Source organism: Aliiroseovarius halocynthiae, from assembly GCF_007004645.1.
Taxonomy (GTDB): Bacteria; Pseudomonadota; Alphaproteobacteria; order Rhodobacterales; family Rhodobacteraceae; genus Aliiroseovarius; species Aliiroseovarius halocynthiae.
Genome location: NZ_ML660019.1, coordinates 1,208,705 through 1,235,699, shown reverse-complemented (window position 1 = coordinate 1,235,699; position 26,995 = coordinate 1,208,705). Strand labels below are relative to the sequence as shown.

Genomic DNA, 26,995 nt, shown 5'->3' with positions numbered 1-26,995 from the left:
TTCGGCAAGCAGGAGCTCACCATGGCCTATGACAACGGTCTTTACGAACTATTGAAAGACGATTTGGGCGACCGCCCTGATATGTCTGAAAAGAAGATGTTTGGCGGTATCGCATTTATGTTGAACGGCAATATGCTGTGCGGTGTTCACAAAAATGGCGCGATGTACCGGGTCGGCAAAACGCACGAGGCAAAGGCGCTTTCCCTGCCCGGCGCCCGCAAAATGGATTTCACCGGACGCCCCATGGGCGGTTTCATTGATGCCGGCGAAGAGGCCATGTCGGATGATGGTACGCGTGCGGAATTGCTGCGACTGTCCATAGATTTCGTGACAACCCTGCCTGCAAAGTGACACCTGCACTTGCAATAGCAGCAAACCCGGCTAAGAAGCCTGTCAGGCAACATGATGAGGATCGCGCAGATGGCCCAGAACACTCAAGAGTCTGAAATGGACCGCCCCCAGCTTTATCTTGTGACGCCACCCGAGATCGAGCTGTCGCGTTTCCCAATCGAACTGGCAAAAGTTCTGGATGCGCATGAAACAGCATGCTTGCGTCTATCGCTGGCCACCACTGACGAAGATCGCATCATGCGTGCCGCGGACGCCTGCCGCGAGGTGGCCCATGCACGCGACGTGCCGATTGTGATTTCCGAACACGCGCTTCTGGTCGAGCGTCTGGGCCTTGATGGTGTGCATCTTGGCGACGGTGCGCGCCGCGTGCGCAAGACCCGTGACGATCTGGGGGCAGACGCGATTGTGGGCGCCTATTGCGCAGCCTCGCGCCATGACGGCATGAACGCAGGCGAGGTCGGCGCAGACTATGTCAGCTTTGGCCCAGCTGGGGCAACGCCCTTGGGCGACGGCACCCGCGCCGAGCAGGACCTGTTTGCATGGTGGAGCCAGATGATCGAGGTTCCGGTGGTCGCGGAAGGTGCATTGGACGAAGACACGATCCGCGCCCTAACCCCCGTCACCGACTTCTTCGCAATCGGAGAGGAAATCTGGCGCACCGAAGACCCGGCCGCGACGCTTGCCCGCCTTCTGTCTGCGATGGACGCCTAACGGTCGACGTTCAGCTCTCCTAGACCATTCCGGACGGCTGCCTCGCAATAGGCGGCCAGTTCTTTGCGGCCAGCAAAGTCAGACACTTTGACAGGAGTATGATACACGAGTTCGACCTGGCCTTGTCGCTTTGCTGCAAGGGTTTGCAGAAGGTGCGGACCAAATTCCATATCGCCCCACCAGCCATAAAAGCGCGGGTCGCGACCTTCGGGTGCGAAATACCGAAGTGTCACCGGCTGTACCCACATGAAATCGCGCAGCTCGGGTGTAAAGAATGCCGCAAAAAGCGTTGATTTAAATGGAAGAACGCGCTGGCTGTCCGATGATGTTCCTTCGGGAAAGAACAACAGCCTGTGGCCCGCCATCAGACGGGTCCGGAAGATCTCGATCTGGTTTTGCGCGTCTTTCCGGTCACGCTTGATAAACACGGTTCCCGTCGCTCGTGCCAACCAACCGATGCCGGGCCAGGCTGCGACCTCGGACTTCGATACGAAATACACCCGCTTGCGTGCGTTCAGCGAAAATATGTCCAACCACCCCGCATGATTGGCAACCACAGCACCTTTCTGGCGCATTGGCGCGCCCGTTGTGGTGAACCGAATGCCCAAGAAACGGAAGGCGTTCCGACACACAAACTGTGTAATATGCGGTGTAAGCGGGCGATGCCGTCCGAAAATGGGGCGTTCAAACACCCTTATCAGCAACAAAAGGATCAGCCCGCAGAGCACAAGTAGGCCCAGCGGAAGCCCCCGCCGTATGATCCTGAGATAATCCATCCCTGACGGATGAAACTCGTTCGGTTCATGCTCTCCTAGCCACGTCGCGCTCATGCGGCCCCCCCGGCATAGATGGCGCGCGCACGATCATTGACCTGCGCCATATCGATGATCAGGCAAATATCCGTCGTGTTAAAGGCGTGATCGACGAACGCACCCTCGCCCACGAAGCCCCCCAGACGCAGATAGCCCTTGATCAGCGCAGGCACAGCCCGCATCGCGGCAGGACGATCGATTTGGCTTTCGGGCAACAAGTCCATGGGCTGAAATGCATCAGGCTGGGCACGAACCCGGATGGACGCCGGCGCAAGATGGCGATGATGCAGCACGGACAAAGACGCTTTCAACGCCTCGACATCTGTCCCGTGGAACGAGGCCACACCAAACAGGATCTCGATCTTGTGCTGTTCAACATACGCGGCAAGTCCGGTCCACAAATGCATCATGGCCGCACCACCACGATAATCTGGGTGCAAGCAAGAACGTCCTAATTCCAACAACTTACGGCCCGAAGCTTTCAAGATACTCAGGTCGTATTCCGCCTCGGAATAGAAGTGATCCGGTCCGCCAGGCGTCTTCAGCTTATCACCCCGTAACAGCCGATAAACGCCTACCGCCGGCGATCCCTCGCGCGCGTTGTCAAACAGGATCAGATGATCATAAAACGGATCAAACGCATCGCGTTCCAGCCCCCGCTCGTGATCCACCAAAGACCCGTTCCCGCCCAGCTCGCGCACGAATACATCGTAACGCAACCGTTGTGCTGCAATGAGATCTGCGTCACTCTGGGCCAGTCTTAGTTCAAAATCGGGTGCAGTCATACGGGATTAACCATTTGATAACCTTGTTCAGCTCATATGGCCTAGACGGCGAGTGTCAAACGACCCCGCACAGCATCTTAGCGTTCAGGAGTGGTAAATACAGGCATCAAGTCAACATGTTCAATCATGATCACTTGCTTTCCGGCATGTTCGAAATTCACAGTGACACGACCAGCCACGTTGGATTGCACCTGCCCCAGCCCCCAATCGGGTTTATCGGGGTGGCGTACCAGCATTCCCGGCTCCAGTAGTGATCCCAATCCCATGACCTTATTCCCTATCAGGCTTCTCACATGACCAAACAAGACCGCGACCTGACCGCGTTGATCGGATCCCGCATCTGCCATGACCTTATCAGCCCTTTGGGCGCAATCGGCAATGGGGTAGAGCTGCTACAATTGTCTGGATTGGGCGATAGCCCGGAAATGGCGTTGATTGCGGAAAGCGTGGCCAATGCCAATCTGCGGATCCGCTTCTTTCGTGTGGCTTTTGGCGCTGCCGCAGAGGGCCAATCTCTGGCCGAGCGCGAGATCCGCGCCGTGCTGGCTCCGGGTGCGGATGGGCGCAAGATTGAATATGACTGGCAGCCCGCGGGCGACTTGCCCCGGATGGAGGTTAAGCTGGCTTTCCTTGCCCTGCAGTGTTTCGAAACCGCGATGCCCTGGGGTGGTCAGGTGACAATCACGCGGCAGGATGGGCGTTGGACCATGTCGGCGCGCGGCGACAGATTGAACGTCAATGCTGATCTCTGGTCGCTGCTGTCCACCGCCAATGCCGAGATTGACGTCCCACCGGCTCAGGTCCATTTCGCCTTGATACGGCCAGAACTGCAACGGCAAAAACGCGCCGCGGTCGTTCAGACAACAGATCAGACGATTACCCTGTCCTTCTAAGGAAAAACCGCCCAGACTCGGGCGGCTCTTCCATATTTCACCCGCGTGTGGTGCCGTCGCCGACAACGAGATATTTAAACGATGTCAGCTGCTTGGCACCCACGGGGCCGCGCGCGTGCATTTTTCCGGTCGCGATCCCGATCTCGGCCCCCATGCCAAATTCGCCACCATCAGCAAATTGGGTCGAGGCATTGCGCATCAAAATGGCGCTGTCCAAGCGGGTAAAGAAGTGATCCGCGGTTGCGTCATTTTCCGTCATGATCGCATCCGTATGGGATGACGAGTAGTGATTGATATGATCAATCGCAGCGTCCACATTATCGACCAACTTAGCGGCAATGATACTGTCCAGATACTCCGTTCCCCAATCATCTTCGGTTGCGGGAACACTACCGCGCAGCCCGTCGCCCGCGCGCACTTCGACCCCAGCTGCCATCAAATCATCAATCACAGCTTGCCCCAGCGCTTGTGAGTTGCGATGGATCAGAAGGCATTCCGCAGCACCACAAATCCCGGTGCGGCGTGTCTTGGCGTTCAGAACGACCTTTCGCGTCTTTTCGGCATCGGCGTCCTCGTCGATATAAATATGTACGATACCTTCCAAATGCGCGAAAACCGGCACGCGGGCTTCGCGCTGAACCAGACCAACAAGGCCTTTGCCCCCACGCGGAACGATCACGTCCACATGGTCGGTCATGGTTAACATCTCGCTAACGGCTGCGCGATCGCGCGTCGGAATGCGCTGAATTGCATCCTCGGGCAGTCCGGCTGCACGAAGTCCTTCCTGCAGACATTCATGGATCATCCCAGCCGAGTGGAAACTTTCAGAGCCGCCACGCAAAATCACGGCATTCCCGGCTTTCAGACACAGCGCACCTGCATCAGCCGTCACATTCGGGCGGCTTTCATAGATCACGCCAATCACACCCAAAGGGGTGCGCACGCGGCGGATATCCAGACCCGTGGGGCGGTCCCATTCTTCCATCACCTCGCCCACCGGATCATCCTGAGCGGCTACGGCTCGCAGACCGTCGCACATGCCCTTGATACGGTCCTCGTCCAGCATCAGGCGGTCCATCATAGCGTCCGACAGCCCCCTATTTCGACCAAACTCCATATCCTTCGCATTGGCGGCGATGATTTCGTCCCGGCGTGTCCAGCAGGCATCAGCGGCGGCCATCAATGCCTTCTCTTTGGCATCAGATGGGGCGAAAGCAAGCTCACGTGCGGCCGCGCGGGCGCGGGTGCCAATGTCGGTCATCATGGTTTTGATGTCGTCACTCATCTTGCTTTCTCCGTTAAGATAGTCTTTCAACTTACTAATATTAAAGGGACATATCGTCCCGATGGATAAGGGCAGCCCGGCCCGGATGTCCCAGTATTGGTTCGATCTGATCGGACCTCTGCCCTTTGATGGCGCGTGCTTCGTCAGCCGTATAAGCAACCAGCCCCGCCCCCAGATGCGTCCCATCGGCGCCCTGAATATCCACTGGATCACCACGCAGGAACGTTCCAATCACATCCGTGACCCCTGCCGCCAACAGCGACTTGCCCGAACGCAAGGCAGTTACAGCACCATCATCCAGAACCAGCACGCCCTGAGGCTTCATTGATGAAATCCAGTGCTTGCGCGCGGCCTTGGGTGTGGTGCGCGCTGTGAACAGCGTGGACGCGGCGCCTTTAATTAGCGTTGTCAGAGGGTTAAGGCGCGACCCTTCGGTGATTGTCATGTCGCACCCGGCCCCGGTTGCGGTCTTGGCCGCGATCACCTTGGTTTTCATACCGCCTTTGGACAACCCGGTCCCTGCGTCACCAGCCATCGCCTCGATCTCAGGCGTGATCTGGGTGATCACATCATAGCGTGTGGCTGTCGGGTCGTCCTTGGGGTTGCCCGAGTAAAACCCGTCCACGTCAGAAAGCAGCACCAGATGATCAGCACCGATGGTAACCGCCACCTGCGCAGCCAGCCGGTCGTTGTCGCCAAATCGGATTTCGTCCGTCGCAACGGTGTCGTTTTCGTTGACGATCGGCACCACACCCAGCGACAGGAGCGTTTCAAGTGTCGCGCGCGAATTCAGGTAACGGCGACGATCCGCGCTGTCTTCCAGCGTCACAAGCACCTGCGCCGTGATCGCACCCAGCGGGGCCAAAGCCTGTTCGTACGCACGGGCCAAACGGATCTGCCCGACGGCAGCAGCCGCCTGCGATTGCTCCAATGAAAGCGCACCAGCGGGCAAGCCAAGGACGCCCCGCCCCAATGCAATGGATCCGGACGAGACCAGAACAACATCTGCACCACGTGTTTTCAGCGCAGCGACATCCGCGCAAAGCGACCCCAACCAATCCGCCTTCAACGCACCGGTTTTCGCATCCACCAACAGTGCCGAGCCGATCTTGACGACGACACGTTTTGCCTTGCTTAGGGCTGCCACGTCTCTTCTTCCTCTTGCGGCGTTTGACGAACTCGGTCTTCCGAGATTTCCTTGCGCAATGCGCGCAAAACATCGGTCGTCCCTTGTTGGGCAACGCCAGACATCAGCATGACAGGTCCGCCGACGGCAGCCTCGAGCGCGGCCAGTTTTTCGGCACGTTCTTCGTCATCCAACGCGTCAATCTTGTTCAGAACGGTCACGCGGGGCTTGTCACCCAGAATATCGCCGTAGTTCTCGATCTCGGTTATGATGGTCTGCCAATCGGCAACCACATCCTCGGCAGTGCCATCGACCAGATGCAGCAGCACAGCACACCGTTCGACGTGACCAAGGAACAGATCGCCTAAGCCGCGTCCTTCAGAAGCGCCTTCGATCAAGCCGGGAATATCGGCCACAACGAATTCAGCGCCATCAACACCCACAACACCCAGATTAGGATGCAGCGTGGTAAACGGGTAATCCGCAATCTTCGGTCGCGCGTTCGAGGTCGCCGCAAGGAAGGTCGACTTGCCCGCATTGGGCAGCCCCAGAAGGCCCACATCTGCAATAAGTTTCAGGCGCAGCCAGATCGTGCGCTCGACCCCTGCCAGACCGGGATTGGCGCGACGCGGTGCGCGGTTGGTCGAGCTGGTAAAATGAAGATTGCCGAAGCCACCATTGCCGCCCTTGGCGATCACAACGCGCTGGCCGACTTCAGTCATATCGGCAATGACCGTCTCTTCGTCTTCGTCCAGAATTTCTGTGCCGACAGGCACGCGAAGTACGATATCGTCACCATCCGCGCCTGTCCGCTGCTTGCCCATGCCGGGCACACCGTTGCCCGCGAAGAAGTGCTGCTGATAGCGGAAGTCGATCAGGGTATTCAGCCCCTCGACCACCTCGACCACGACGTCACCGCCGCGCCCGCCGTCTCCGCCATCTGGCCCGCCGTATTCAATGTACTTTTCGCGACGGAAAGACACACAGCCGCCGCCACCCGAGCCGGAGCGGATATAGACCTTTGCAAGATCGAGAAACTTCATGACACGTGCCTTTCTGTTGTGACACAGGCGATAGAGGGAAATGCGCCAAGGCTCAAGGGGCGAGCCTGTGGCGCGGGCAATTGGCTTAGCTTTGTGGTCGCAAAAGTTGGAAATTGCGCAACGGATGGCTTCCACCGCGTGCAAGGCTTTCCGCTGTGCCCGGTTCAAGTTCGGTAAAGCCAAGCTTTTCCAACACGCGGGTCGAACCGGGATTGTCGGCAAACACCCCAGCGCGGATCAGCGGCCAATCATAGGTCGCCCAGCAATGTGCAATCAACGCCCGCCCCATTTCCGATGCATAGCCCTGCCCCCAATGCGCGCGGGCGAACATATATCCCATCTCGGGATCGCCACCATCGCGTGAAGCGATACCAATGGTTCCCACAAGAGCACCATCGCAGAATATGGCGCCGGTCAGACCCAGTTCGATATCCGCAGGCACGCAGCGTGATTTGGTGAACTCGGGATCTGCCGGATAGGGCCACGTCCCCGTCATGCGCGTCACATCATAGTCCGAAACCATCGCATGCACCGCATCGAAGTCCTCGGGTTGCGTCAGACGTAGCTCAAGGCGTTCGGTTTTAAGGCATGTCTTCATTGCCGTGCCTCCCAGTCAGCACGTGACAGACGCAGCTTGATCAGAACCTCGTCACATTTACGCGAGACACAATGCGCCGTTTCGGTTTCACCGGTATCGCGGAATCCCAAACCGGTCAGCACAGCCCGCGAGGCCTGATTGTCAGGGAAATGCCCAGACCCGATCTGATCCAGATCAGTGGTCGCAAAGACATGCGCGATCAATCCAGCCGCGGCTTCGGGCATAACGCCTTTGCCGTGATGTTTGCGTCCAAGCCAATATCCAAGTGTCGGATCAATCCCGACCACGCCAAGAACCTCGGTCCCGTCGTCAATGGCCAAACCACCCAGCGGATTGGTCCCTGCGAGATATCCAAGAAACCTGTCATAGTCGGCATGCGTATAGGGGTGCGGCACGACGGTTAGCCATCGTGCAACCTCGAAATCATCCAGAAGTAAGACCACCTGATCGCCATCGGCCGGCGTCAGCGGGCGGAGCGTAAATCGCTCCGTCCGGATAGAGATATCTTGTTCCATGGCAAAGTGTTACGCCATCTTCTTGATGTAGGTCCAAGTTGGAACGCTTACGGCGCGCGCCACTGAATGGCTTTCCGCATCCCCGATATACTCAAACCCAGCATGGGTCAGCACCCGGGCCGAGGCAGGGTTATCTTGAAAGACCTCAGCAAAAATCGAGCTATTGCCCTGCGGGTTGGCCTCCATCAGCGCACAGACGGCTTCGGATGCGATGCCAGCGTTCCAGAAACCGGGCGCGACCCAATATCCCAGCTGGCTTTGACCGCGATCCAGAGCGTTCAGCGTGATCACGCCCAACACATCGTCTTGATCTTCGTGAAGGCTGTCCATAACCCAGACATCCTCGTCCCGGTCTTCCGACATAGCGCGTTCAATGAAGGCTTCAGTTACACCGGCTGGTAGCGGATGTGGGATCGAACGCGTGCCTTGCGCCACGCGTTTATCCGACGCTGACAGGACCAATGCCCCAAGGTCAGAAAGCCGCACAGGACGCAGCACAAAGCGTTCAGCCTGAATAATCGGCTGGGTTCTGATGTCTACATGCTTCATGGCTTTCCCTCCTCTGAAAAGCGCTGAATGCACCATGCGTTCCGCCCATGAAGACCAACGCCTAACCGGCATTTTCGGCGCTTTTAGGGCGTTCGTGTGAACGTTGGATGAACAGGCAAGTAAGTATTACAAACAAAAAGAAAAGGGGCCGGCTATCACAGCCGGCCCCTGGTTTTTCACAACCTTGTTAGGTTCGGCTTACTCAGCGGCCTCCGCCACTGGGAGAACCGAAATAAAGGTGCGGCCCTTGAGGCCTTTGTGGAATTTGACGGTGCCTTCGCTGGTTGCAAAGATGGTGTGATCTTTGCCCATGCCCACATTGTCGCCCGGCCACATCTTAGTACCGCGCTGACGCACAATAATGTTGCCCGGGATCACAACCTGACCACCGTATTTCTTTACACCAAGGCGACGACCGGCTGAGTCGCGGCCGTTACGGGATGAACCGCCTGCTTTTTTATGTGCCATGCTATCTCTCCTTAGCTCTTCTTAGCCTTTGGCCAATTCTTTGGCCTGCTCTACCCAGCCTTCACGCTCGATACGGCCTTTGAACGACAGTTTCTCGTCGAACTCGGCAATATCAGCTTCGCCCCAAGCGGCGATCTGCGCGAAAGTGGTGACGCCAGCTGCCAGCAGTTTCTTCTCAAGTGCGGGGCCAACGCCCGACAGCTTTTTCAGATCGTCAGCACCGGCGGGTGCTTCTGCTTTAGCGGCTTTCTTCGGAGCTGCTTTCTTCGCGGGCGCTTTGGCCGGAGCGGCAGCTGCAACAGCAGCACCCGATACCGAACCTGCACCGATTGCAGCTTTCACGCCCGACTTGTCGGCACCCTTTTCCAGGATGTCGGTCACGCGCAAGAGCGTCAGTTGCTGACGGTGACCCTTGGTGCGCTTCGAGCTGTGCTTACGGCGACGCTTCACGAAGTGAATGACTTTTTCGCCTTTGATCTGGTCGATGACTTCTGCCTGGACGCCAGCACCTGCGACGGTGGGGGCACCAACAGTCGAGCCGACCATCAGAATCTCGTTGAACTGGACTGTTTCGCCAGCATCGGCCGCCAGCTTTTCAACGCGCAGAACGTCGCCAGCTTGGACCTTATACTGCTTGCCGCCGGTTTTCAGAACCGCAAACATTTGATCTTCCTTCATAATCCGCGTCCTATGGCCCCAGATTGCTCTGGTGTTTGTCGAAGGGCCCATCCCTTCCATTGCCTCGAACTGCGCGCCCGCCACTCACGTTTTGGACATAGTTTTCAATCCCCACACAGGAAAATCCCGGCAGGAATTGCGGCTTATCGGGCGGATTGGTCTTAAAGTCAAGGCTTTTAAGCGCACGCGCAGCGCATATTCGCACGTATAACGGCAAGGTCTTGCGGCTGGCTTTCCAGCACAGTAGCCAAGAGCATAAGAAAGCTCCAGTCTGAACGGATCCGCTATGCTGCCTTTGAACTCGAACCAGATCCCAACCCTTTTTCGGCGCGCAGGCCAGTTGGCGCAATCTGGAAAGCCCGATGAGGCGTTGAAAATACTGGCGCAGATACAAACCATGGCACCCTCTCGCGGCGAAGTGCCCTTTCAGATCGCACAGATCCAGCAGCAGATGGGGCGCATTGACAAAGCTCTGGAAGCCTATGAAAAGGCCGCCAAGCTTGCCCCAGCAGAACCTGCAGTCTGGCGCGCTTATGTTACGCTGGCGCTTGGACAAGAGGCATCCGTGCGCTCGAAGGTGGCCAAACAACTGAAGTCGGCCAACCTCCCGGCTGCCGAACGGAAAAAATTCAATGGGCTTCTGAAAGGTTCGGGCACCAAGACATCGCGTGTCAGCAAGACGGCCACCAAGTCCGAAATCGAAGCTCTGACGGCCCTCATAAACACGGGGCGAGCGCTTGACGCGGAAAAACAAGCCCAGTCCCTTCTTACCCGCGGCCCGAATGAAGCTGTCTCGATGATCTACGGAGTTGCCTTGGCTGCGTTGGGAAAATCCGAGCCCGCTGAGGCGGCCTTCAAAACCGCACTCGCCGCGGACCCGGACTATGGTGAGGCACTGGCGCAATATGGCCAGTTTCTGGCTGCGCAGTCTCGCCGGGCCGAGGCCCGCACAGTGCTGGAGCAGGCCCGTCGCATCATCCCGAACAATCCGATTGTTCTGGGTAATCTGGGCAGGGTCTATACCGACATCAACGCGCCGCAAGACGCTATCGCTTGTCTGGACGCCCTTCTAAAGCAGTCCCCCCACAATACTGCCGGTCTATTCACCCGAGCACAGGCGCGCCTGACTCTGGAAGACGCAGCCGGTACATTGGAAGATCTGGACGCACTGGCTGCACAGGCCGCGCCCACCGGGGAAATACTGGCCCTACGCGCGATGGCCGAGAAGATTCTGGGAAATCTGGACGCATCCAGAGACGTAATTGGACGTGCGCTCGAGGCCGACCCCGATCACTTGCGTGTCATCACCATGGCCGCAAATCTTTATCAACAAAGCGGAGACTTCGACGCAGCCGAGAAGGTACTTCGTGGCGCCGTTGCGCGCGGTGTGAAATCAGGCGGCATCTATCGGATGATCACACAGGGACGAAAGCTGTCCACTGACGACCCAATCATTGACGAGATGAAGACCCTGTGGGAGCGCCCGGACCTGCCAGACGACGCACGCATCGATCTGGGGTACGGGCTAGTGAAGGTCATGGAAGACCAAAATGACGCCGAGGCTGCGTGGACCTATCTGTCACGCGCGAATGAACTGATGTCGACGCTCTATCCACATGATGCAACGAAAGAGCAAGGTGATTTCGATCGTTTTACGGCCTTCCTGAAAGGGTTCGACGCATCGCGGATCGGCACCTGCGGCTATGCACAGAACAGCACCATTTTCATTACGGGCCTGCCCCGCTCGGGCACCACGTTGGTTGAACAAATATTGGCCAGCCACTCGACCGTCACTGGTGGCGACGAACTGGGCGTCTTCCACCCTCTGGGCTTCGAACAGGTGGCACAAGTGGCGCGCGCTGGCGGCACCATCAGTGATATGACCGATGCACAATTCGAAGAGCTGGGGCGAAGCTATCAAGACGCGATTGACACCCGCCTGCCGGGCGCAGACAGGATCACTGATAAAACCATCTCGACCTATCAGATCGCACCGCTGGTGTGGCTGGCTATGCCAAAAGCCAAGATCGTCGCGCTGCGCCGTGATCCACGGGACAATCTGTGGTCGATCTTCAAGAACCGCTTCCTGCCCGGACTGCATCGCTATAGCAACTCACAGGCAGCTCTGGTCCAGACCTATCGTCTGTATACTGAGTATCTGGACCTGTGGCGCGAACTGGCGCCTGATCGGATCTACGAGATCTCATACGAAGATCTGGTGGAGAATCCCGAAACCGAGATCCGTAAGCTTCTACAGTTTTGCGATCTAGAATGGGAAGACGCCTGTCTGGACTTCCACAAGACCAAACGCGACGTGAAAACTCTGTCCGTCGCGCAGGTGCGCCAGCCGCTTTACAAAAGCTCGGTCGGAAAATGGGAGCCCTATGCCAAGCACCTGAGCGAGCTGCTGGACGGGCTGAAAACCATCGACGGCGCGTAAAATTTACAGTTCTTCCTCTTGCCCCATCTTCCCGGCCAATCGCCCCAAGTCACTGGAAAGGCGTAAATAAACAGAATCAAATGCAGCAAACAACGCTGTATTCAGCGCTCTGCCGCTTGGGGACGCGGAAAATGTCACATAACGCTCCAACGAGACCGGATCGACATCCTCGTATGCTGTATGAAGAAATGCATACATCCATTCCGTTGTATCACCGCGGATATCAACCTCTTGCGTCCAGACCTGAGCAAGAATTTCGTGCTCGGTCATGTGTCCTACTTCGTCAGGAAGGCTTTGGCTAAGTGCGCTGAGAAATGCATAATTCGAGTTGAGCGCGCCCATCACGTTCAGTTCGATCAGGTCATTTTGCTCGACATGATCCCGGATCATATCATCCAGTTGATCCGAGTTTTCACCGCGCAACCACCGTTCACGCGCGACTTGCTCAAACTCCAAATCCATAAAAGCGCGCCGTGCGGCGACTTCCTTGGCAATAATTAACTGGATTTCGTCATCTTTGTAGAATGAACAAAGCACAGGCAGATCAAGTGCGGTGAAATGCTGTTCAAACGCCGCATGCACTTCTTCAGACAATGTGCTTTCGTCATAGATGGCCTGAACCGCAGCATTCCACCGCTGTCCACCTTCGTGGCCAAGAAGATCAACGTCGGCATCCAATGCCATAGACACACCTTCATCATGGAGAATCGAAACCATCTCAGGCATAGCCAAAAGGCGCCAAAGTTCTTCAACACTTTGCTGTTTGCCCGGCTGCACCTGCCCCGACACAAAGCGCAGCCCTTGTGCGACATCGGTCGCACACGCCACACCCGCCCCAAATGTCAGAGCAAGCGCCACTCCGGCACCATAGAGACTGTTCAGACGACCAATCACAACTCGGTCTCGGGGGTGAGCTTGTCCAATCGGCTCGCCATCGCTTCATAGCGGTTCGCCATAATTTCGAACTGGACTGCGTTCAAGATTTCATAAACTTGCCCCATACGCGGATCCTGAAGTGCGGCTAGGTAGTCAATCAAGTCGGCCTCGTCGATCATACGATAGGCATATGCATTTGCGACCAACGAGTTTTCCTCAATCCCATCCCGCATGATATCTGATTGGCTTTGAAGAATGGCACGCAGATCACTTTCGTCCAGCTCCAAATCGCTGGCACCCACAGACATGGCTGCCATCAGATACCGAACTTGAATTTCGATCAACGAACGGATCGCAACATCGGTCGAGCCGATGGCATCCCCCATGGCTTTGTAAAGCTGCAGCCGCAGATCGTCACTTTCCAGCAATTCCGCAGCAATCTCGGCGCCTTCCGTGTACTTCACCTCGTCATCGGTTAAATGGCTTTCATTCTCGACTTCAACCAGCCGCTGACCAAGTGGGCTTTCATAAAACTCGATCCCGTGATCCAAAACCTCCTGCGGCATCACGGCAGATAGCATCTTGACCGCATCATCTACCATAGCCGAGGGCTCAAACACGTCACGAGCCAAATCCTGCCACTGGCGGCCAAATACATCGGGATCTTCCCCTGTCAGGCCAGGTCCAGCCATTGCCCCCAATTGAATCGATTCAATGGCGACATCAAAACCAGTGATCTTTAGAAAGTCCCGGATTTGACCCTGGTCGCTTGCCAAAGCGCTGGTAGCAGTCACTAAAATGGCGGCTGCAAAGCTTGCAATTCTGCTTACAATCATAATGTTATGCACATTTCCCAACAAAAGTATCGCCTTAGAGTAGCGCCCCCCTGATACCTTGCCAAGCGCAATGCGATCACGATTTTTCCAAGAATTCAAAAATAGCGAAAAAAGTGGTTGCACATGCTGCACGGTCAATCTATCTCCCCCTTCACAGACCCCCGCGGAGAGGTGCCGGAGTGGTCGAACGGGGCGGTCTCGAAAACCGTTGTGGGTGCAAGCCCACCCAGGGTTCGAATCCCTGTCTCTCCGCCATTTTTCTTTTCTAACCACCAAACCCTGCTAACACCTTGAACGGTAAGGTGGTTTGGGGCGTTCGAAGTCCCCGTCTCTTGAATATGAAATATGATCTGCAAAGGCCAGTCTCGGGACGGTTGTCTGGGCGGTCATGTTCTCGCTTTTCTAGAGTTTCCATGGGTTTGCCGGAAAGTGCATGGCGTGTTCGAACATTCGCTCGAAGCTATGCGGTGGTGTGTTCTGACTTTGTCGTTTCTCGTCCAAAGTCAATTTCTCACACTCCATCTTTCCAAACCGTTTTTCTAAGGCCGCAATGACCGCTAGGCTATCGGCTTCAACGATCCGATCCTGCAGTCCTTGAATTCTCTTGTCTAACTGGGTGCGCTCAGCACGGATTATACGCGCGTCCGTCTGCTTTTGCTCTGATTTCACGAGGATCAAGCCCCTTCCCGCTTTGTTTCCATGGCGGTGGTCCATTTGCACACCGGGCAGATCAGCAGAACATCCAATGCGCCGCGCGCCCGTTTGTGAGCTGAATTCGACCAAACCGAAATCAACTCACAAGGATCAAATCTCATGACATTCCTGACCAAGACCGGTCAAATTGCTGTGGCTGCGACGCTGGCTCTGCCGCTGGCGCTTGCTCCGATGTTTTCCGAAACATCCCTGACAGTTGCTGTAAAATCAGATCGTTACAGTATCAAAACGGATAAGTTCACATTCACCACGCGCCGTCCAGCCGCCCAGAATGCCAAACCTGCGGTGCGGCCTGATGCAAACTTCAACCCGAGTCCGCCGTTGTTCAGCGGCTGGGACTATGCAGATAAGGTCTATACCGTCACTTTGCAGGGCGGGATGAATTCCACGGATGGAACGCCCTGAAATGCGGACAGTGCGATTGCGGCGCTCAAACAGTATGACCAGAACAAGTCGGATTTCCTTCAGCTAGATCAGGACAGATTCACCAAACTGGGTGAGCACCGGATCTCGTTCCGCTCCGAAGTCAATCCTGCGCTTGTGATCGAAAACATCGAGATCGAAGACAACGGCGTCTATTACGACAGCTATTTCAAGATCGGTGGGGCGGATATCTATCTGGAATATGCGCCGAACAACTCCGACCCGACCTATCTGCTCTATAACGTCTTCACGACCATAAGCCCCTGGGGCTATCCGCTTTCTGCCGCGAGCTTTCAAACCCCAATTACTTGAAATGTAACTATCTTACGATACCTCACAAACGGTCTCGAAAACCGTTATCGGTGTATGCCAATCAAACGTAAGAATCCCAGTGGCGTCACAACTATCATCTTGGGAATTGGTTTCTGTTCTTGGCAGTATCGGTATGTATAGAGGGCGCTGCGAAGCATTCCCGAATGAAACCAGCAGCATGGATGTAGAGAAACCACTTGTATAGCTGGGCGGATTCTCTCTTTGTTATCTCAATCTTACCACGCGAGGCTTACTTAGCCCAACGCATATCCCGTGCCACGCACTGTGCGCAGCGGATCATCACCACCATTTCGGCACAGAGCCTTGCGCAGGCGCCCGACATGAACGTCAACCGTGCGGGTGTCGACGTAGACGTCACGCCCCCAGACCCGATCCAGAAGTTGTTCGCGGCTCCAAACTCGACCCGGCTTTTCCATCAAGGTCGTCAGCAAGCGGAACTCAGTCGGGCCCAGCCTCACAGGTTCGCCAGCACGTGTAACGCGGTGACTTTCGCCGTCCAGCACAATGTCGGTATATTCCAGCTTTTGCCCTACAGACACAGGACGCGTCCTACGCAACTGCGTGCGGATACGGGCCATCAATTCGCCAACCGAGTATGGCTTGACCACATAGTCATCCGCACCGGTTTCCAAGCCCCTCACACGGTCCACCTCTTCAGACCGAGCAGATAGCATAATCACTGGAATGGAACGGGTTTCCTTGCGACTTTTAACCCGCCGGCAGATCTCGATCCCTGACACACCCGGCAGCATCCAATCCAGCAAAATCAGATCTGGCATGACTTCATCCACCAGAATAAGTGCGTCATCCCCGTTTTCGGCTAAGGTCACATCATAGCCTTCCGAGGTCAGGTTATATCGTAGAATTTCACGTTGTGCCGGTTCATCTTCAACCAGCAAAACACATGGTTTGTCTGTGCTCATGCTTCGGCCTCATCTGTGCCCTCTTCTGGCAATTCATAATTGGCCGAGTTGCCCTTCGGACGGGCTTCGTCAGGCAATTCACCACTGACCAGATAAATCACCTGATCTGCAATCGAGGTCACATGATCGCCCATACGTTCGATGTTTTTGGCGATGAAATGCAAATGCATACAGGACGAGATATTGCGCGGGTCTTCCATCATGAAGGTCAGGAACTCGCGAAACAGTGCATTATACATCTGGTCCACTTCCAGATCGCGGTGACGCACGTCTTGGGCAAGCTCTTCATCGCGACGGATATAGGCATCCAGTGCGTCTGACAACATCTGACCCACTTCGCTGGCCATCCGCTTGATCGCGCCCGAGGCACCATCGATCGGCTGCATATGCACCAGAACTGTGGTCCGTTTGGCCATGTTCTTGGCATAGTCACCGATCCGTTCAAGGTTCGCGGCCACTTTCATCACGGTCAGCACTGTGCGCAGATCCGAGGCAATCGGCTGGCGCAGCGCAATCAGGCGTGCGCATTCTTCCTGAATTTGGATGTCCAGGGAGTCGATTTTCTTGTCTGCGCGGCGGACTTCCTCGGCCAGTTCCTCGTCACGACGTTTTAGCGACTTCGCACCTTCGCGGATCGAGTCCTCGACCATGCCGCCCATCTTCATTAGATGGGCCTGAATTTCTTCCAGATCGCGGTCGAAAGCGGATGCAATATGTTGATCAATCATGTCTTTTCTCCTGCCCTTGAAAGGGCTTAACCGATACGGCCGGTGATGTAGCTTTCAGTGCGCGGGTCTTCTGGGTTGGTGAAGATCTTGGTCGTGTCGTCATACTCGACCAGATTTCCAAGGTGGAAGAAGGCAGTTTTCTGGCTGACACGTGCGGCCTGCTGCATCGAGTGGGTAACGATCACCACCGAATAGCTTTGGCGCAGCTCATCAATCAGTTCTTCGACCTGCGCGGTGGCGATTGGGTCAAGGGCCGAACATGGTTCGTCCATCAACAGGACTTCCGGTTCGGTCGCTACGGCACGCGCGATGCACAGACGCTGTTGCTGACCACCGGACAGACCGGTGCCCGGCGCATGCAGGCGGTCTTTCACTTCGTCCCAGATGGCGCCGCGGCGCAGGGATTTCTCGACGATCTCGTCCAGTTCCGCCTTGTTCTTGGCCAAGCCGTGGATGCGCGGACCATAGGCGATGTTGTCATAGATCGACTTCGGGAACGGGTTGGGTTTCTGAAACACCATCCCCACTTTGGCACGCAGCTGCACCGGGTCGACACGCTTGTCATAGATGTCTTCGCCGTCCAGCAGGATGTCTCCTTCAACGCGGCAGATATCAATCGTGTCATTCATGCGGTTCAAGCAGCGCAGGAAGGTCGATTTCCCGCAGCCCGAGGGACCGATAAAGGCGGTGACCGTCTTGTCTTCGATCTCCACCGAGACATCTTTGATTGCATGCGTATCGCCGTAATAGACCTGCACGCCTTTGGCCGAGATTTTCATATCGTTCATCTCAATAGCCCTTTCGATTTTCGTCATATCATTCATGTCTGCAGCCCTTTCTACCAGCGGCGCTCGAAACGGCGGCGCAGAATGATTGCAATAATGTTCATGGTCATCAGGAAGACCAGAAGGATGATGATGCCGCCCCATGCGCGTTCATAGTATGCGGGGTCAGCGCGTTTTGCCCATTCATAGATCTGGGCCGGCATGGCCGAGTTCGGGGACATGAAGCCCTCGATGATCCCACCGGGATAGTTCGACGCGATATAGCCGACCATCCCGATCAGAAGCAGCGGAGCAGTTTCGCCAAGCGCTTGCGCCAGACCGATGATGGTCCCGGTCAGGATACCCGGCATGGCCAGTGGCAAGACGTGGTGGAACACGGTCTGCATTTTTGATGCACCGATGCCCAATGCGGCCTCGCGGATCGAAGGCGGCACCGATTTCAGCGATGCACGGGTCGAGATGATGATCGTCGGCAGTGTCATCAGCGTCAGCACCAGACCACCGACCAGCGGGGCCGATTGCGGCAGATGCGCAAACTGGATGAACACGGCCAGACCCAGAATACCGAAGACAATGGACGGAACAGCCGCCAGGTTCGAGATATTCACCTCGATCAGGTCAGTGAACCAGTTCTGCGGCGCGAATTCCTCAAGATAGATCGAGGCTGCAACCCCAATGGGCAGCGCACAGGCCAGAACCACCAGCATCATATATAAGCTGCCCAGCATCGAGACGCCGATCCCGGCTTGCTCGGGGCGGCTTTCGGAAGCATCGGCGCCAGTGATGAAGCTAAGGTTAAATCCTTTCGCCACAACGCCTGCATCCTTCAGTTGATCCACCACATCCAGATGCACCGGGGTCAGGTTCTTGTCACGGGCAAGGCTGTCGCGCGTGACACGGCCTTTCAGATAACCATCCACACGCGACGAAGCCAGCAAACGGAATTGCACGGTATCCCCGATCCGGTCCGGGTTGGCGACAACGAAGCGGCGCAATTCTGCGGCCGCGCCAGATGACAGCATCTTGCGCAGGTCTTTCCCCTTCGCAAAGGGATTGTCCACGCCCGCCTCGTCCATAGCGGCTTTCAGCGCGTTTTCGATCAGCGGGTTATAACCAAAGGTCGTGACCTTCTTGATTTCCTCGATGTCACGCTCTCCGGTTTTATCCAGCTTGCTTTCCAAAAGCTCGACATCCAGCGTGATGAAGGTTTGTTGAAACGCGCCCACACCTTTGAAGATGATCGACGTGATCAAGACAACGAGGAACACCAACCCCACAGCGATGGCAGCGATGCCATAGGCGCGAAAGCGAGTTTCCGATGCATTGCGTTTCTTGGTGCGCTGATCCAGCTGAAGGATCGAGCTTTTGGCGCGCGGCGTTCCCATATCGGGACCGTTCTGAAGGCTTGCGTCGCTCATTCGTATTGCTCCCGATATTTGCGCACGATGTACAGCGCAAGAACGTTAAGACCCAAGGTCAGAAGGAACAGGGTCATGCCAAGCGCGAAGGCCACAAGGGCTTCTGGGCTGGCAAAGTCACTGTCGCCGGTCAACTGGCTGACAATCTTGGCGGTCACGGTGGTCATGGCTTCGAACGGGTTAAGGTCCAGACGGGCCGCAGCCCCTGCCCCCATCACCACGATCATGGTTTCCCCGATGGCGCGCGAGGCGGCCAGAAGGACAGCCCCCACAATACCGGGCAATGCGGCAGGCAGAACCACCTGTTTCACAGTCTCAGATCGCGTCGCGCCCAGCCCGTAAGAGCCGTCGCGCATCGCCTGTGGCACCGCGTTGATAATGTCGTCAGACAACGAGGAGACGAAGGGGATCAGCATAATGCCCATCACTAATCCCGCCGTCATGACCGAGCGTGCGCCCTGCATCCAGCCAAGGCCATCTGCGCCGAAAAAGTTCACCAGCAGCGGACCGACAACGGTCAGCGCAAACAGACCGTAAACGATGGTCGGGATCCCGGCCAGAACCTCCAAGAGAGGCTTGGCGAATGCGCGGGTCGCGCGGCTGGCATATTCCGACAGATACACAGCGGCGAACAGACCAATCGGCACAGCCACCAAAAGAGCCACAATCGAGATATAGATCGTGCCCCACAGCAGCGGCAGAATGCCCAGATGTTCAGATCCACCGCGGCCCTCGGGCGACCATGTTAGGCCGAACAGGAAGTCACCCGCCGGGAACAGACCGAAAAAAGTGATCGTGTTGAAGATCAGCGACAAAACGATACCAACCGTTGTCAGGATCGCAATGGACGCCGCGCCGATCAGCAAGGCTTTCACCCCGCCCTCGACCGCATTACGTGCGCGGAAATCACCGCGCGTCATCATCATGGCTGCGATAAATCCAGCGCCTGCGACAACCAGCACGACGATGGTCATGAACAAGTTACCGCTGACCGTCTTGGCGCGCATCTCTTGCGCCGCTGTCAGGACCGACGGATCAACGTCGCCACCAAGGGCGACTCCGACCTCGCCCAACATGGCGCGGATATCTGTTGTATCGGTGTTCAGTTGGCTGGACGCATCGGCCGTCATGGCACCCAGTGCCACCGCCAGATCCAGCCCGTCAGCGACGCGTTTCACGTCGCTCATGATCAGGTTCAATTGACCGGCATCTTCATAGAGCGCCTCGGGAATATGCGTCGAAACCTGACCGCTGATCAGCATGGGTTGGATGATTACCCACGCGCCCAACATCAGAACAGCCGGCACGAAGGCCAGCATCGCGACATTGAAACCGTAATAGTTTGGAAGAGAGTGAAGCTGGCGGCGATCCCCTTGAACCGAGGATATGGCGCGGCTTCGACCCAAGATAAATCCCATGGCGGCCAGCGCCAAGATGATCATGAGAAGCCAGAATGCGGACATGGAAAGCTCTTGCAGCAGAAGAGGTGCAGGTCTTTACCCCAACCTGCGGGAAGGGAAAGTGGCGCAAAGCAAACCGCCCTGCGCCACTCGATGGTCTTAGTTGGTCAGCACAGCTTCAGCTGCAACCGAAGCCTGCGTGGCAGCCAGCTCGGGATCGGCAACCAGACCGTATTCCGACAGCGGGCCATCCGGGCCAGCGATCTCGTCCGAGATGAAGAACTCAGCGTATTCTTTCAGGCCGGGGATCACGCCGATATGGGCTTTCTTGATGTAGAAATACAGCGGACGCGATACCGGGTATTCGCCAGTTGCGATCGATTCTGTCGACGGAACGATGCCCGACATGGTCGCCACTTTCAGCTTGTCGGTGTTGTTTTCGTAGAAGGCCAGACCGAAGATGCCGATGCCATCTTTGTTGGCGTCGATCGACGCCAGAGTCTCGGTGTAGTCGCCATCGATATCAACCGATTTGCCGTCGGTGCGCACTTTGTAGCACATCTTTTTGGCGGCTTTGGATTTGGCCTTGTCGCTGTCACCTTCGGCAGCAGCCAGGAACACGTCATAGGCGCCAGTTGCTTTACAGCCGGCTTCCATAACCTTCACTTCGAACACTTCACGGGTGCCGTGCTTGGTGCCGGGGATGAACGCAGCAATGTCGACAGCCGGCAGGTCAGCGTTGAAGTCAGCCCACTGGTTATAGCTGTTGTCGACAAGCTTGCCGTCAACCATCACCTGAGCGCCCAGAGCGTTATAGATGTCGGCAGGTTCGAATGCATTGAAGCCAGCGGTGTCGATTTGCGAAGCAAACACGATGCCGTCATAGCCGATGCGGACTTCGACGATGTCGGTCACGCCAGCTTCGGCACATGCTTTGATTTCTTTGTCCTTGATGGCGCGCGATGCGTTGGCTACGTCGATGGTGTTTTCGCCAACACCTTCACAGAAGCGCTTCAGGCCAGCCGACGAACCACCGGATTCAACAACGGGGGTCGGGAAGTCGAAGTTTTCGCCGAAAGCTTCAGCAACAATCGAAGCATAAGGCAGAACGGTCGAGGAACCAGCAACCTGCACCTGATCACGGGCAGAAGCAGCGGTGGCGGAAACGGCAGCGATCGCCAGAGCAGAGGCGGTCAGTTTCACGAAGGACATGGATATCTCCTGTTAATACATTGTGACGCCCCTTGGACGACATAGCGCCGTCCTAAAGTCGATGCTCAAAGCTTTTGTGAATGTTTTGTAACAACAGTGTGACAATCATCAAATTTGGCCAGAAAATCCAATACCCATGGTGACGATGCTAGGATAGTGCGTCGCATTTCGCGGTTACAGATCATCTCTCAGCAAGACTGAAAACTTACTGCCCTGACCTTCATCACTTTCTATGCGTAGACGACCCCGATGGCGGTTGATGATGTGTTTTACAATCGCAAGTCCCAGTCCGGTTCCGCCCAACTCGCGCGAGCGGTGATTGTCCACGCGGTAGAATCGTTCGGTCAAGCGCGATAAGTGATGTTCGGCGATGCCTGGCCCATCATCTTTGACCGACACACATATCGCAGGCCCCTTGAATGCGGGCATCATCGGCATACGCGAAATCACAACGGACACGCCACCGCCCAACCGTCCATATTTGAGGGCGTTTTCGATCAAGTTGGTAAAGACCTGCGCCAACTGATCCAAATCCCCCGCAATCTGCACCGGAGGCTCGATTTGCGATTCGATCGAGATCGTTACGCCCTTGGTTTCTGCCGTTTGTGACAAAGCATTACGTACCGACTGTAAGACAGCAAGGACATCTACAGAATCGGTTGGCCGAATGCGCGCCATATCTTCGACGCGACTTAGCGACAATAGATCCGACACCAGCCGGTTCATACGCTTACCCTCGGCCTCCATAATGCCCAGAAAGCGGTCCCGTGCCTCGACATCATCGCGCGCAGGGCCACGTAAGGTTTCAATGAAACCTGTCAAAGCTGTCAGCGGTGTCCGGAGTTCATGACTGACATTCGCCACAAAGTCCGATCGCATCTGCCCGGCTTCTTCATGTTGTTTGACATCCATGAAGGACAAAAGAACTCCGTTCTCTCGCCCTGGCCCGCCCACAACGCGCTCAAGATGTACTTCATACACTACATCTCTGCCGGCTTCAGTCGTATTGAAACTTACCTGCCCCGAGATGCCTTCCGACATGGTGCTTTCGATCTGATCCAACAAAGATGGCTGCCGAAGTACGGTTACGTAGTGCCGGCCATCCACGGTCATTTTTAGCAGGTTCTGCGCTTTTTCGTTGGATGAGCGGATACGATTGTCTTCGCCGATAAAGACTGCCGCAATCGGCATTGCTTCCAGCATACTGCGTGCAACCATAACCGATCCTGCCCCTTGCCTCGGTGACTCCTCTGCAACTACGCAAGACATGACCTGTCGCCCGTCTTGGGTCAATCAGAGTTTTATTCCCGAAGGTAGTATTACCCCTTCATCAATACCCCAAAAGATGATACCTCCGTAAGCTCAGACAATACATGGATCTAAATTCGCCAATTATTTCAAACCATTAAGAATAAAGAGTGGATCGTGCCTCCATCGCCAAAGATTTTATTACTGGGACGTGTCCACGAGTTGGTCACCATGGATGAAGGCACCGGCCACGAAATCCTGATGGCATGTTCAGTATTTGAAAAGATGAGCGCAGGACAGATATCGGACCTTGCCCCAGACATGGTTATTTCAAAGTTTGTCTGCGGAGCACTCGACTGTCTGGACATCAGCCAACGACTGATCGCTTCCGGTTTCTCTGGACGATACTATGTAATAGTACCCGATCTTCCGGATCCGCAGATTATAGCAGATGAAATCCGTCAAACCTGCCCCGAGATCAACATACATGTCGTCACAAATATGCTGAACGAATAGCCTAACTTCAGTAGATCAATTCATGATCCTGACCAGGCTGTTCCCCATAGTGGCGCGCCAGATACTTCAGTGCGATCCGAAGCATATACTTACCTGAACGCGCTGGCATGGACATCTCTCGTTCGACGCATTCCATGCCCTTCTCATGACAGCAAACGGCAACCGCCAACTCCGCCAACTCGGGGCCAATCGCCTTGATCGCCTCGGCAAACCGGCGGCGAGCATCAAGTTTTCGGTCTGACCGGTTCTTAGACGGATCGACGGATGCCGAGGCCGCACCTTCGCGCATCCATGACGCCCAATTGCCCTGCATTTCGGAATGCTCGAACTGGCCTAGTGCGAAGTCACGGTTCAAACGTTCAGCTGCACTGACAAGATCCTCACCCAAATAAGGTTTATCCCTGCCCCGCCTGCGTGCGAGTACGCGAACCGGCGTCTCGGCACCGACGGCGCGGACTTTGCGATGCCCACGTGTGGACGCGCGCGCCATCTGAACACCGACGTTTTCTTGATGGGAGGTTGCCGCCAAAAAACCTGCCTGACTCTCGGCAAAGCCCGTCGCGCGGGTTTCCTGATGTGCAAGCAACTTGTTCAGCGCTTGTCGTCCAGATTGCGTGATCTGATAGCGCGCAACACGGCCAATCGTCCCCCCCTTGATCCAGTCCAGCAGCGCCATCAGCTCGACCACGCTGACCGGTGCCTTGGCAAGCGCGACAGGTTCACCATCAGTAGCGGATCGCAATACGACTGCCGTCTCGACCCCAGCGCCAACAACAAGATTTGTGTCTGGCGATAGCAATGCCCGCAAGACGCGCACCAAATGAGGTGTCATGGGGTCTTCATTCGCCGCCCCGAATGAGAACGCGATGTCTTGCTCAGAACTGTCGCGCATTTCGTCGCCCAAACGCGACAAGAGGGAGTCAACCAAAGGATCGTCGCGACGCGCCTCGGTCTTGCGAACCTGACGCAGAACAGTCGACGCGTGGACCCCCATGCGGCGCGCTATCGCCCGGATAGATTCGCCTTCTTCCGTATGCTTCAGATAGGTTTGCACCTCGTTCGGCAACCAATTCATAATGGATTTGCATTCGATCTCGGTAGATAGTGTGTGTTGCATCTACGCCCCTTCCAGATTGAAAAACCGTGGTACGCACAGACCCGTTCGAACACGCAACCATCGGCTGATTTCGAGCCGAACAGGCCTATCGATTTTTGGTTACTGGTTCGTTAACTAAGTTGTCGCTTCTCAACACTAGTTTCCAAAATCATAACAACTGTTAACGTTGGCGTACGGCCCTTTACCTCACGCAACACCCCCAATGGTTGAGTCATGATTGCGCTGAATCACAACAGCGAGGTCCCCATGACATCCACCACTGATATGCTGAAATCTCTGCGTCGCCCCCGTCTTCTGGTACGTGCTGCGCGTTTCGGACTAAGCGAATATAATCGTGATAAAGATTTGAAAAAACTAATGAAAACAAATACGACACCATCGCCATCGCAGGCCGTGGATGGCCTTTTGCTGACCGAGGCGCAGTTGGAAGATACACGAAAATCCGGGGATGCCTCCTATTCCTGCGCCCGTCACGTCGAGGTGCTGATTGCATTGCTGGCCGAATTGCAATTACTCCCTCGTGGAGAAAATCTCGCATAGCGAGTTAAAAATGACCCCGAATGAAATAGGGGGCCGTTAAGCCCCCTTTCCGATGTGTTAATCATGGTGAACGTGCAGCGCGTTAGCTGAACGCGTCCGGCATCGACGCCTTTTTCTCGGCAATATAGTCGTTCAGACCCTCTGCAATCCCCGGATCCAGCGCCGGTTCCTGATAGTCGGCGAGCATCTTCTTAACCTTTTCAGAGGCCAAAGCCTGCGTATCGCGTGCGCCTTCTTCTTCCCACGTCTCGAAAGGCTTATAGTCAAGCAACTCTGACCGCCAGAACGCGGATTTGAAGTTCTTCTGCGTATGTTCGCAGCCCAGATAGTGACCGCCCGGCCCCACTTCGCGGATCGCATCCATGGCTTGACCGTTCACATCCACCTCAACGCCTTTTGCGATGCCATGCAAAACGCCAAGCTGATCGGCGTCCATCACGAATTTTTCAAACGACGCCACCAGACCGCCTTCCAGCCAGCCCGCCGAGTGCAGCATGAAGTTCACGCCGGACAGAAGGCCCATATTCAGGCTGTTTGCGGTCTCGTATGCGGCTTGTGCATCCGGCAGTTTCGAGCCGTTAAACGACCCTGCCGAACGATAGGGCAGGCCCAGACGGCGGAACAGTTGCCCTGCCCCATAGGTCACATTTGCGGCCTCGGGCGTGCCAAAGGTCGGAGCGCCAGAGTTCATGTCAATGGAGCTCACGAAGGTCCCTGCAATCACCGGCGCGCCTTTGCGGATCAGCTGGCTATAGGCTACACCGGCCAGAACCTCGGCCAGAACCTGTGTCAGCGTCCCTGCCACCGACACGGGCGCCATCGCGCCACCCACGATGAAGGGCGAGATGATGGCAGCTTGATTGTTGGCGGCGAATACTTCCAGCGCGCCCATCATCACATCATCGAACTGCATCGGCGAGTTGATGTTAATCAGCGACGTGGTCACGGTGTTTTGCTGAACGAACTCTTTGCCAAACAGGATGCCACACATGTCCACAGTGTCCTGCGCACGTTCAGGCGCGGTCACCGAGCCCATGAACGGCTTGTCCGACAGGGTCATATGAGCGTGCAGCATATCCAGGTGACGCTTGTTCACCGGAATATCCGTCGGTTCACAGACAGTACCGCCCGAGTGGTGCAGCCACTTGGACATATAGCCCAGCTTCACGAATTTTCGAAAATCTTCCATGGTGGCATAGCGACGACCACCCTCTGCATCGCGCACGAACGGAGGGCCATAAACCGGTGCCAACACCAGATTTTTCCCGCCGATCTCGACATTGCGTTCGGGGTTGCGGGCGTGCTGCGTAAAGCTGGAGGGCGCTGTCTTACACAGCTCACGAGCCAGACCACGCGGAATACGCACGCGTTCACCGTCGACATCCGCACCTGCTTCTTTCCAACGCTCAAGCGCGGCAGGGTTTTCGACGAAGTTTACGCCGACCTCTTCAAGGACGGTCTCGGCGTTGTATTCGATGATCTCCATTGCCTCTTCATTGAGGATCTCGAGATTCGGGATGTTGCGCGTGATGAACTTGGCACATTCGATCTTAACGGCAGTGCGTTCTGCGCGACGGGCGGCACCACCGCCACCACGGCGGCGTGTTCGAGCCTCGGCCATGGGAAACCTCCAATTTAACCTGTTGTATCTTTGATAGGTGACGCGGCCACG

The 26,995-nt window shown here is 56.1% G+C and carries 31 protein-coding genes and 1 tRNA gene; 9 read left to right on the top strand and 23 right to left on the bottom strand.

What is annotated here, in order from left to right; genetic code table 11:
• Positions 1-21 precede the first annotated feature (21 nt).
• The gene (locus tag FIL88_RS06140; RefSeq protein WP_142852895.1) at positions 22-351 is read left to right on the top strand and encodes a TfoX/Sxy family protein; all 330 of its coding nucleotides are present in this window, start codon (positions 22-24) and stop codon (positions 349-351) included.
• Positions 352-420: 69 nt separating this feature from the next.
• Complete coding sequence (locus FIL88_RS06135; protein ID WP_246066621.1) at positions 421-1,062, top strand: thiamine phosphate synthase; 642 nt, start codon at positions 421-423, stop codon at positions 1,060-1,062.
• Here the strand turns inward: FIL88_RS06135 and FIL88_RS06130 are convergent.
• From FIL88_RS06130 to FIL88_RS06120, 3 genes are all read right to left on the bottom strand, one after another.
• The gene (locus FIL88_RS06130; protein ID WP_142852894.1) at positions 1,059-1,892 is read right to left on the bottom strand and encodes a lyso-ornithine lipid O-acyltransferase; all 834 of its coding nucleotides are present in this window, start codon (positions 1,890-1,892) and stop codon (positions 1,059-1,061) included. The genes FIL88_RS06135 and FIL88_RS06130 overlap by 4 nt on opposite strands.
• Entirely contained in the window at positions 1,889-2,659 is a 771-nt protein-coding gene (locus tag FIL88_RS06125; RefSeq protein ID WP_142852893.1) for an L-ornithine N(alpha)-acyltransferase, read from the bottom strand. The genes FIL88_RS06130 and FIL88_RS06125 overlap by 4 nt, the downstream gene beginning before the upstream one ends.
• Before the next feature lie 77 nt (positions 2,660-2,736).
• Positions 2,737-2,925, bottom strand: a complete 189-nt coding sequence (locus FIL88_RS06120) for a DUF3553 domain-containing protein (protein ID WP_407642333.1) — start codon at positions 2,923-2,925, stop codon at positions 2,737-2,739.
• Between the two features lie 27 nt (positions 2,926-2,952).
• Here FIL88_RS06120 and FIL88_RS06115 point away from each other — a divergent pair, with 27 nt between their 5' ends.
• Positions 2,953-3,552 carry a histidine phosphotransferase family protein gene (locus FIL88_RS06115; RefSeq protein WP_142852892.1) on the top strand — a complete coding sequence of 200 codons (600 nt, stop codon included), beginning with the start codon at positions 2,953-2,955 and terminating at the stop codon, positions 3,550-3,552.
• Between the two features lie 37 nt (positions 3,553-3,589).
• On the opposite strand, the gene FIL88_RS06110 is transcribed toward FIL88_RS06115, so the two are convergent.
• The 8 genes from FIL88_RS06110 to FIL88_RS06075 all read right to left on the bottom strand — a co-directional run bounded on the left by FIL88_RS06110 (position 3,590) and on the right by FIL88_RS06075 (position 9,799).
• On the bottom strand, positions 3,590-4,837 hold the full coding sequence (locus tag FIL88_RS06110) for a glutamate-5-semialdehyde dehydrogenase (protein WP_142852891.1): 1,248 nt from the start codon (positions 4,835-4,837) through the stop codon (positions 3,590-3,592).
• 40 nt (positions 4,838-4,877) lie between these two features.
• Positions 4,878-5,984 (bottom strand): glutamate 5-kinase, encoded by a 1,107-nt coding sequence (gene proB / locus FIL88_RS06105; protein WP_142852890.1) that lies wholly within the window; start codon positions 5,982-5,984, stop codon positions 4,878-4,880.
• A complete protein-coding gene (gene obgE, locus FIL88_RS06100) occupies positions 5,972-7,006 on the bottom strand; it encodes a GTPase ObgE (RefSeq protein WP_142852889.1) in 1,035 nt (344 codons plus the stop codon). Before obgE ends, proB begins: the two co-directional genes overlap by 13 nt.
• Before the next feature lie 85 nt (positions 7,007-7,091).
• On the bottom strand, positions 7,092-7,604 hold the full coding sequence (locus FIL88_RS06095) for a GNAT family N-acetyltransferase (RefSeq protein ID WP_142852888.1): 513 nt from the start codon (positions 7,602-7,604) through the stop codon (positions 7,092-7,094).
• The gene (locus FIL88_RS06090) at positions 7,601-8,119 is read right to left on the bottom strand and encodes a GNAT family N-acetyltransferase (RefSeq protein ID WP_142852887.1); all 519 of its coding nucleotides are present in this window, start codon (positions 8,117-8,119) and stop codon (positions 7,601-7,603) included. The genes FIL88_RS06095 and FIL88_RS06090 overlap by 4 nt, the downstream gene beginning before the upstream one ends.
• Positions 8,120-8,128: 9 nt before the next feature.
• Positions 8,129-8,668: a GNAT family N-acetyltransferase gene (locus tag FIL88_RS06085; RefSeq protein ID WP_142852886.1), complete on the bottom strand. Its 540-nt coding sequence runs from the start codon at positions 8,666-8,668 to the stop codon at positions 8,129-8,131.
• A gap of 198 nt (positions 8,669-8,866) precedes the next feature.
• Positions 8,867-9,136, bottom strand: a complete 270-nt coding sequence (rpmA, locus tag FIL88_RS06080) for a 50S ribosomal protein L27 (protein WP_108856322.1) — start codon at positions 9,134-9,136, stop codon at positions 8,867-8,869.
• Positions 9,137-9,157: 21 nt separating this feature from the next.
• Positions 9,158-9,799 carry a 50S ribosomal protein L21 gene (locus FIL88_RS06075; protein ID WP_142853466.1) on the bottom strand — a complete coding sequence of 214 codons (642 nt, stop codon included), beginning with the start codon at positions 9,797-9,799 and terminating at the stop codon, positions 9,158-9,160.
• 301 nt (positions 9,800-10,100) lie between these two features.
• Between FIL88_RS06075 and FIL88_RS06070 the strand changes: the two genes are divergently transcribed.
• Entirely contained in the window at positions 10,101-12,254 is a 2,154-nt protein-coding gene (locus FIL88_RS06070) for a tetratricopeptide repeat-containing sulfotransferase family protein (RefSeq protein WP_142852885.1), read from the top strand.
• 3 nt (positions 12,255-12,257) lie between these two features.
• Here the strand turns inward: FIL88_RS06070 and FIL88_RS06065 are convergent, their stop codons facing one another.
• Both FIL88_RS06065 and FIL88_RS06060 read right to left on the bottom strand, forming a co-directional pair.
• Positions 12,258-13,148 carry a hypothetical protein gene (locus tag FIL88_RS06065; RefSeq protein ID WP_185960851.1) on the bottom strand — a complete coding sequence of 297 codons (891 nt, stop codon included), beginning with the start codon at positions 13,146-13,148 and terminating at the stop codon, positions 12,258-12,260.
• Positions 13,145-13,924: a DUF2059 domain-containing protein gene (locus FIL88_RS06060; protein WP_185960850.1), complete on the bottom strand. Its 780-nt coding sequence runs from the start codon at positions 13,922-13,924 to the stop codon at positions 13,145-13,147. The genes FIL88_RS06065 and FIL88_RS06060 overlap by 4 nt, the downstream gene beginning before the upstream one ends.
• Before the next feature lie 207 nt (positions 13,925-14,131).
• Between FIL88_RS06060 and FIL88_RS06055 the strand changes: the two genes are divergently transcribed.
• Positions 14,132-14,221: transfer RNA gene (locus FIL88_RS06055), tRNA-Ser, on the top strand.
• A 147-nt stretch (positions 14,222-14,368) separates the two neighbouring features.
• On the opposite strand, the gene FIL88_RS16635 is transcribed toward FIL88_RS06055, so the two are convergent.
• Positions 14,369-14,749, bottom strand: a complete 381-nt coding sequence (locus FIL88_RS16635) for a hypothetical protein (protein WP_185960849.1) — start codon at positions 14,747-14,749, stop codon at positions 14,369-14,371.
• Between the two features lie 30 nt (positions 14,750-14,779).
• Between FIL88_RS16635 and FIL88_RS06050 the strand changes: the two genes are divergently transcribed.
• Both FIL88_RS06050 and FIL88_RS06045 read left to right on the top strand, forming a co-directional pair.
• Positions 14,780-15,085 (top strand): hypothetical protein, encoded by a 306-nt coding sequence (locus FIL88_RS06050; protein ID WP_142852882.1) that lies wholly within the window; start codon positions 14,780-14,782, stop codon positions 15,083-15,085.
• A 135-nt stretch (positions 15,086-15,220) separates the two neighbouring features.
• Complete coding sequence (locus tag FIL88_RS06045; RefSeq protein ID WP_142852881.1) at positions 15,221-15,415, top strand: hypothetical protein; 195 nt, start codon at positions 15,221-15,223, stop codon at positions 15,413-15,415.
• Positions 15,416-15,669: 254 nt separating this feature from the next.
• On the opposite strand, the gene phoB is transcribed toward FIL88_RS06045, so the two are convergent.
• The 7 genes from phoB to FIL88_RS06010 all read right to left on the bottom strand — a co-directional run bounded on the left by phoB (position 15,670) and on the right by FIL88_RS06010 (position 23,120).
• Positions 15,670-16,359, bottom strand: coding sequence for a phosphate regulon transcriptional regulator PhoB (gene phoB, locus FIL88_RS06040; protein WP_142852880.1), 690 nt, complete (start codon positions 16,357-16,359; stop codon positions 15,670-15,672).
• Positions 16,356-17,087 (bottom strand): phosphate signaling complex protein PhoU, encoded by a 732-nt coding sequence (gene phoU / locus FIL88_RS06035; RefSeq protein WP_142852879.1) that lies wholly within the window; start codon positions 17,085-17,087, stop codon positions 16,356-16,358. Before phoU ends, phoB begins: the two co-directional genes overlap by 4 nt.
• A gap of 26 nt (positions 17,088-17,113) precedes the next feature.
• The gene (gene pstB / locus FIL88_RS06030; RefSeq protein WP_142852878.1) at positions 17,114-17,911 is read right to left on the bottom strand and encodes a phosphate ABC transporter ATP-binding protein PstB; all 798 of its coding nucleotides are present in this window, start codon (positions 17,909-17,911) and stop codon (positions 17,114-17,116) included.
• A 14-nt stretch (positions 17,912-17,925) separates the two neighbouring features.
• The gene (pstA, locus tag FIL88_RS06025; protein ID WP_142852877.1) at positions 17,926-19,290 is read right to left on the bottom strand and encodes a phosphate ABC transporter permease PstA; all 1,365 of its coding nucleotides are present in this window, start codon (positions 19,288-19,290) and stop codon (positions 17,926-17,928) included.
• Complete coding sequence (pstC, locus tag FIL88_RS06020; protein ID WP_142852876.1) at positions 19,287-20,753, bottom strand: phosphate ABC transporter permease subunit PstC; 1,467 nt, start codon at positions 20,751-20,753, stop codon at positions 19,287-19,289. Before pstC ends, pstA begins: the two co-directional genes overlap by 4 nt.
• A 96-nt stretch (positions 20,754-20,849) precedes the next feature.
• The gene (locus FIL88_RS06015; RefSeq protein ID WP_142852875.1) at positions 20,850-21,902 is read right to left on the bottom strand and encodes a substrate-binding domain-containing protein; all 1,053 of its coding nucleotides are present in this window, start codon (positions 21,900-21,902) and stop codon (positions 20,850-20,852) included.
• 174 nt (positions 21,903-22,076) lie between these two features.
• Entirely contained in the window at positions 22,077-23,120 is a 1,044-nt protein-coding gene (locus FIL88_RS06010; RefSeq protein ID WP_142852874.1) for an ATP-binding protein, read from the bottom strand.
• A gap of 261 nt (positions 23,121-23,381) precedes the next feature.
• Between FIL88_RS06010 and FIL88_RS06005 the strand changes: the two genes are divergently transcribed.
• Positions 23,382-23,666 carry a hypothetical protein gene (locus FIL88_RS06005; RefSeq protein WP_142852873.1) on the top strand — a complete coding sequence of 95 codons (285 nt, stop codon included), beginning with the start codon at positions 23,382-23,384 and terminating at the stop codon, positions 23,664-23,666.
• A 7-nt stretch (positions 23,667-23,673) separates the two neighbouring features.
• Here the strand turns inward: FIL88_RS06005 and FIL88_RS06000 are convergent, their stop codons facing one another.
• Positions 23,674-24,783 (bottom strand): DUF6456 domain-containing protein, encoded by a 1,110-nt coding sequence (locus FIL88_RS06000; protein WP_142852872.1) that lies wholly within the window; start codon positions 24,781-24,783, stop codon positions 23,674-23,676.
• 213 nt (positions 24,784-24,996) lie between these two features.
• On the opposite strand from FIL88_RS06000, the gene FIL88_RS05995 reads away from it, so the two are divergent.
• The gene (locus FIL88_RS05995) at positions 24,997-25,323 is read left to right on the top strand and encodes a DUF6477 family protein (protein ID WP_246066620.1); all 327 of its coding nucleotides are present in this window, start codon (positions 24,997-24,999) and stop codon (positions 25,321-25,323) included.
• Between the two features lie 82 nt (positions 25,324-25,405).
• Here the strand turns inward: FIL88_RS05995 and FIL88_RS05990 are convergent, their stop codons facing one another.
• Positions 25,406-26,944 carry a trimethylamine methyltransferase family protein gene (locus tag FIL88_RS05990; RefSeq protein WP_142852870.1) on the bottom strand — a complete coding sequence of 513 codons (1,539 nt, stop codon included), beginning with the start codon at positions 26,942-26,944 and terminating at the stop codon, positions 25,406-25,408.
• Positions 26,945-26,995 lie beyond the last annotated feature (51 nt).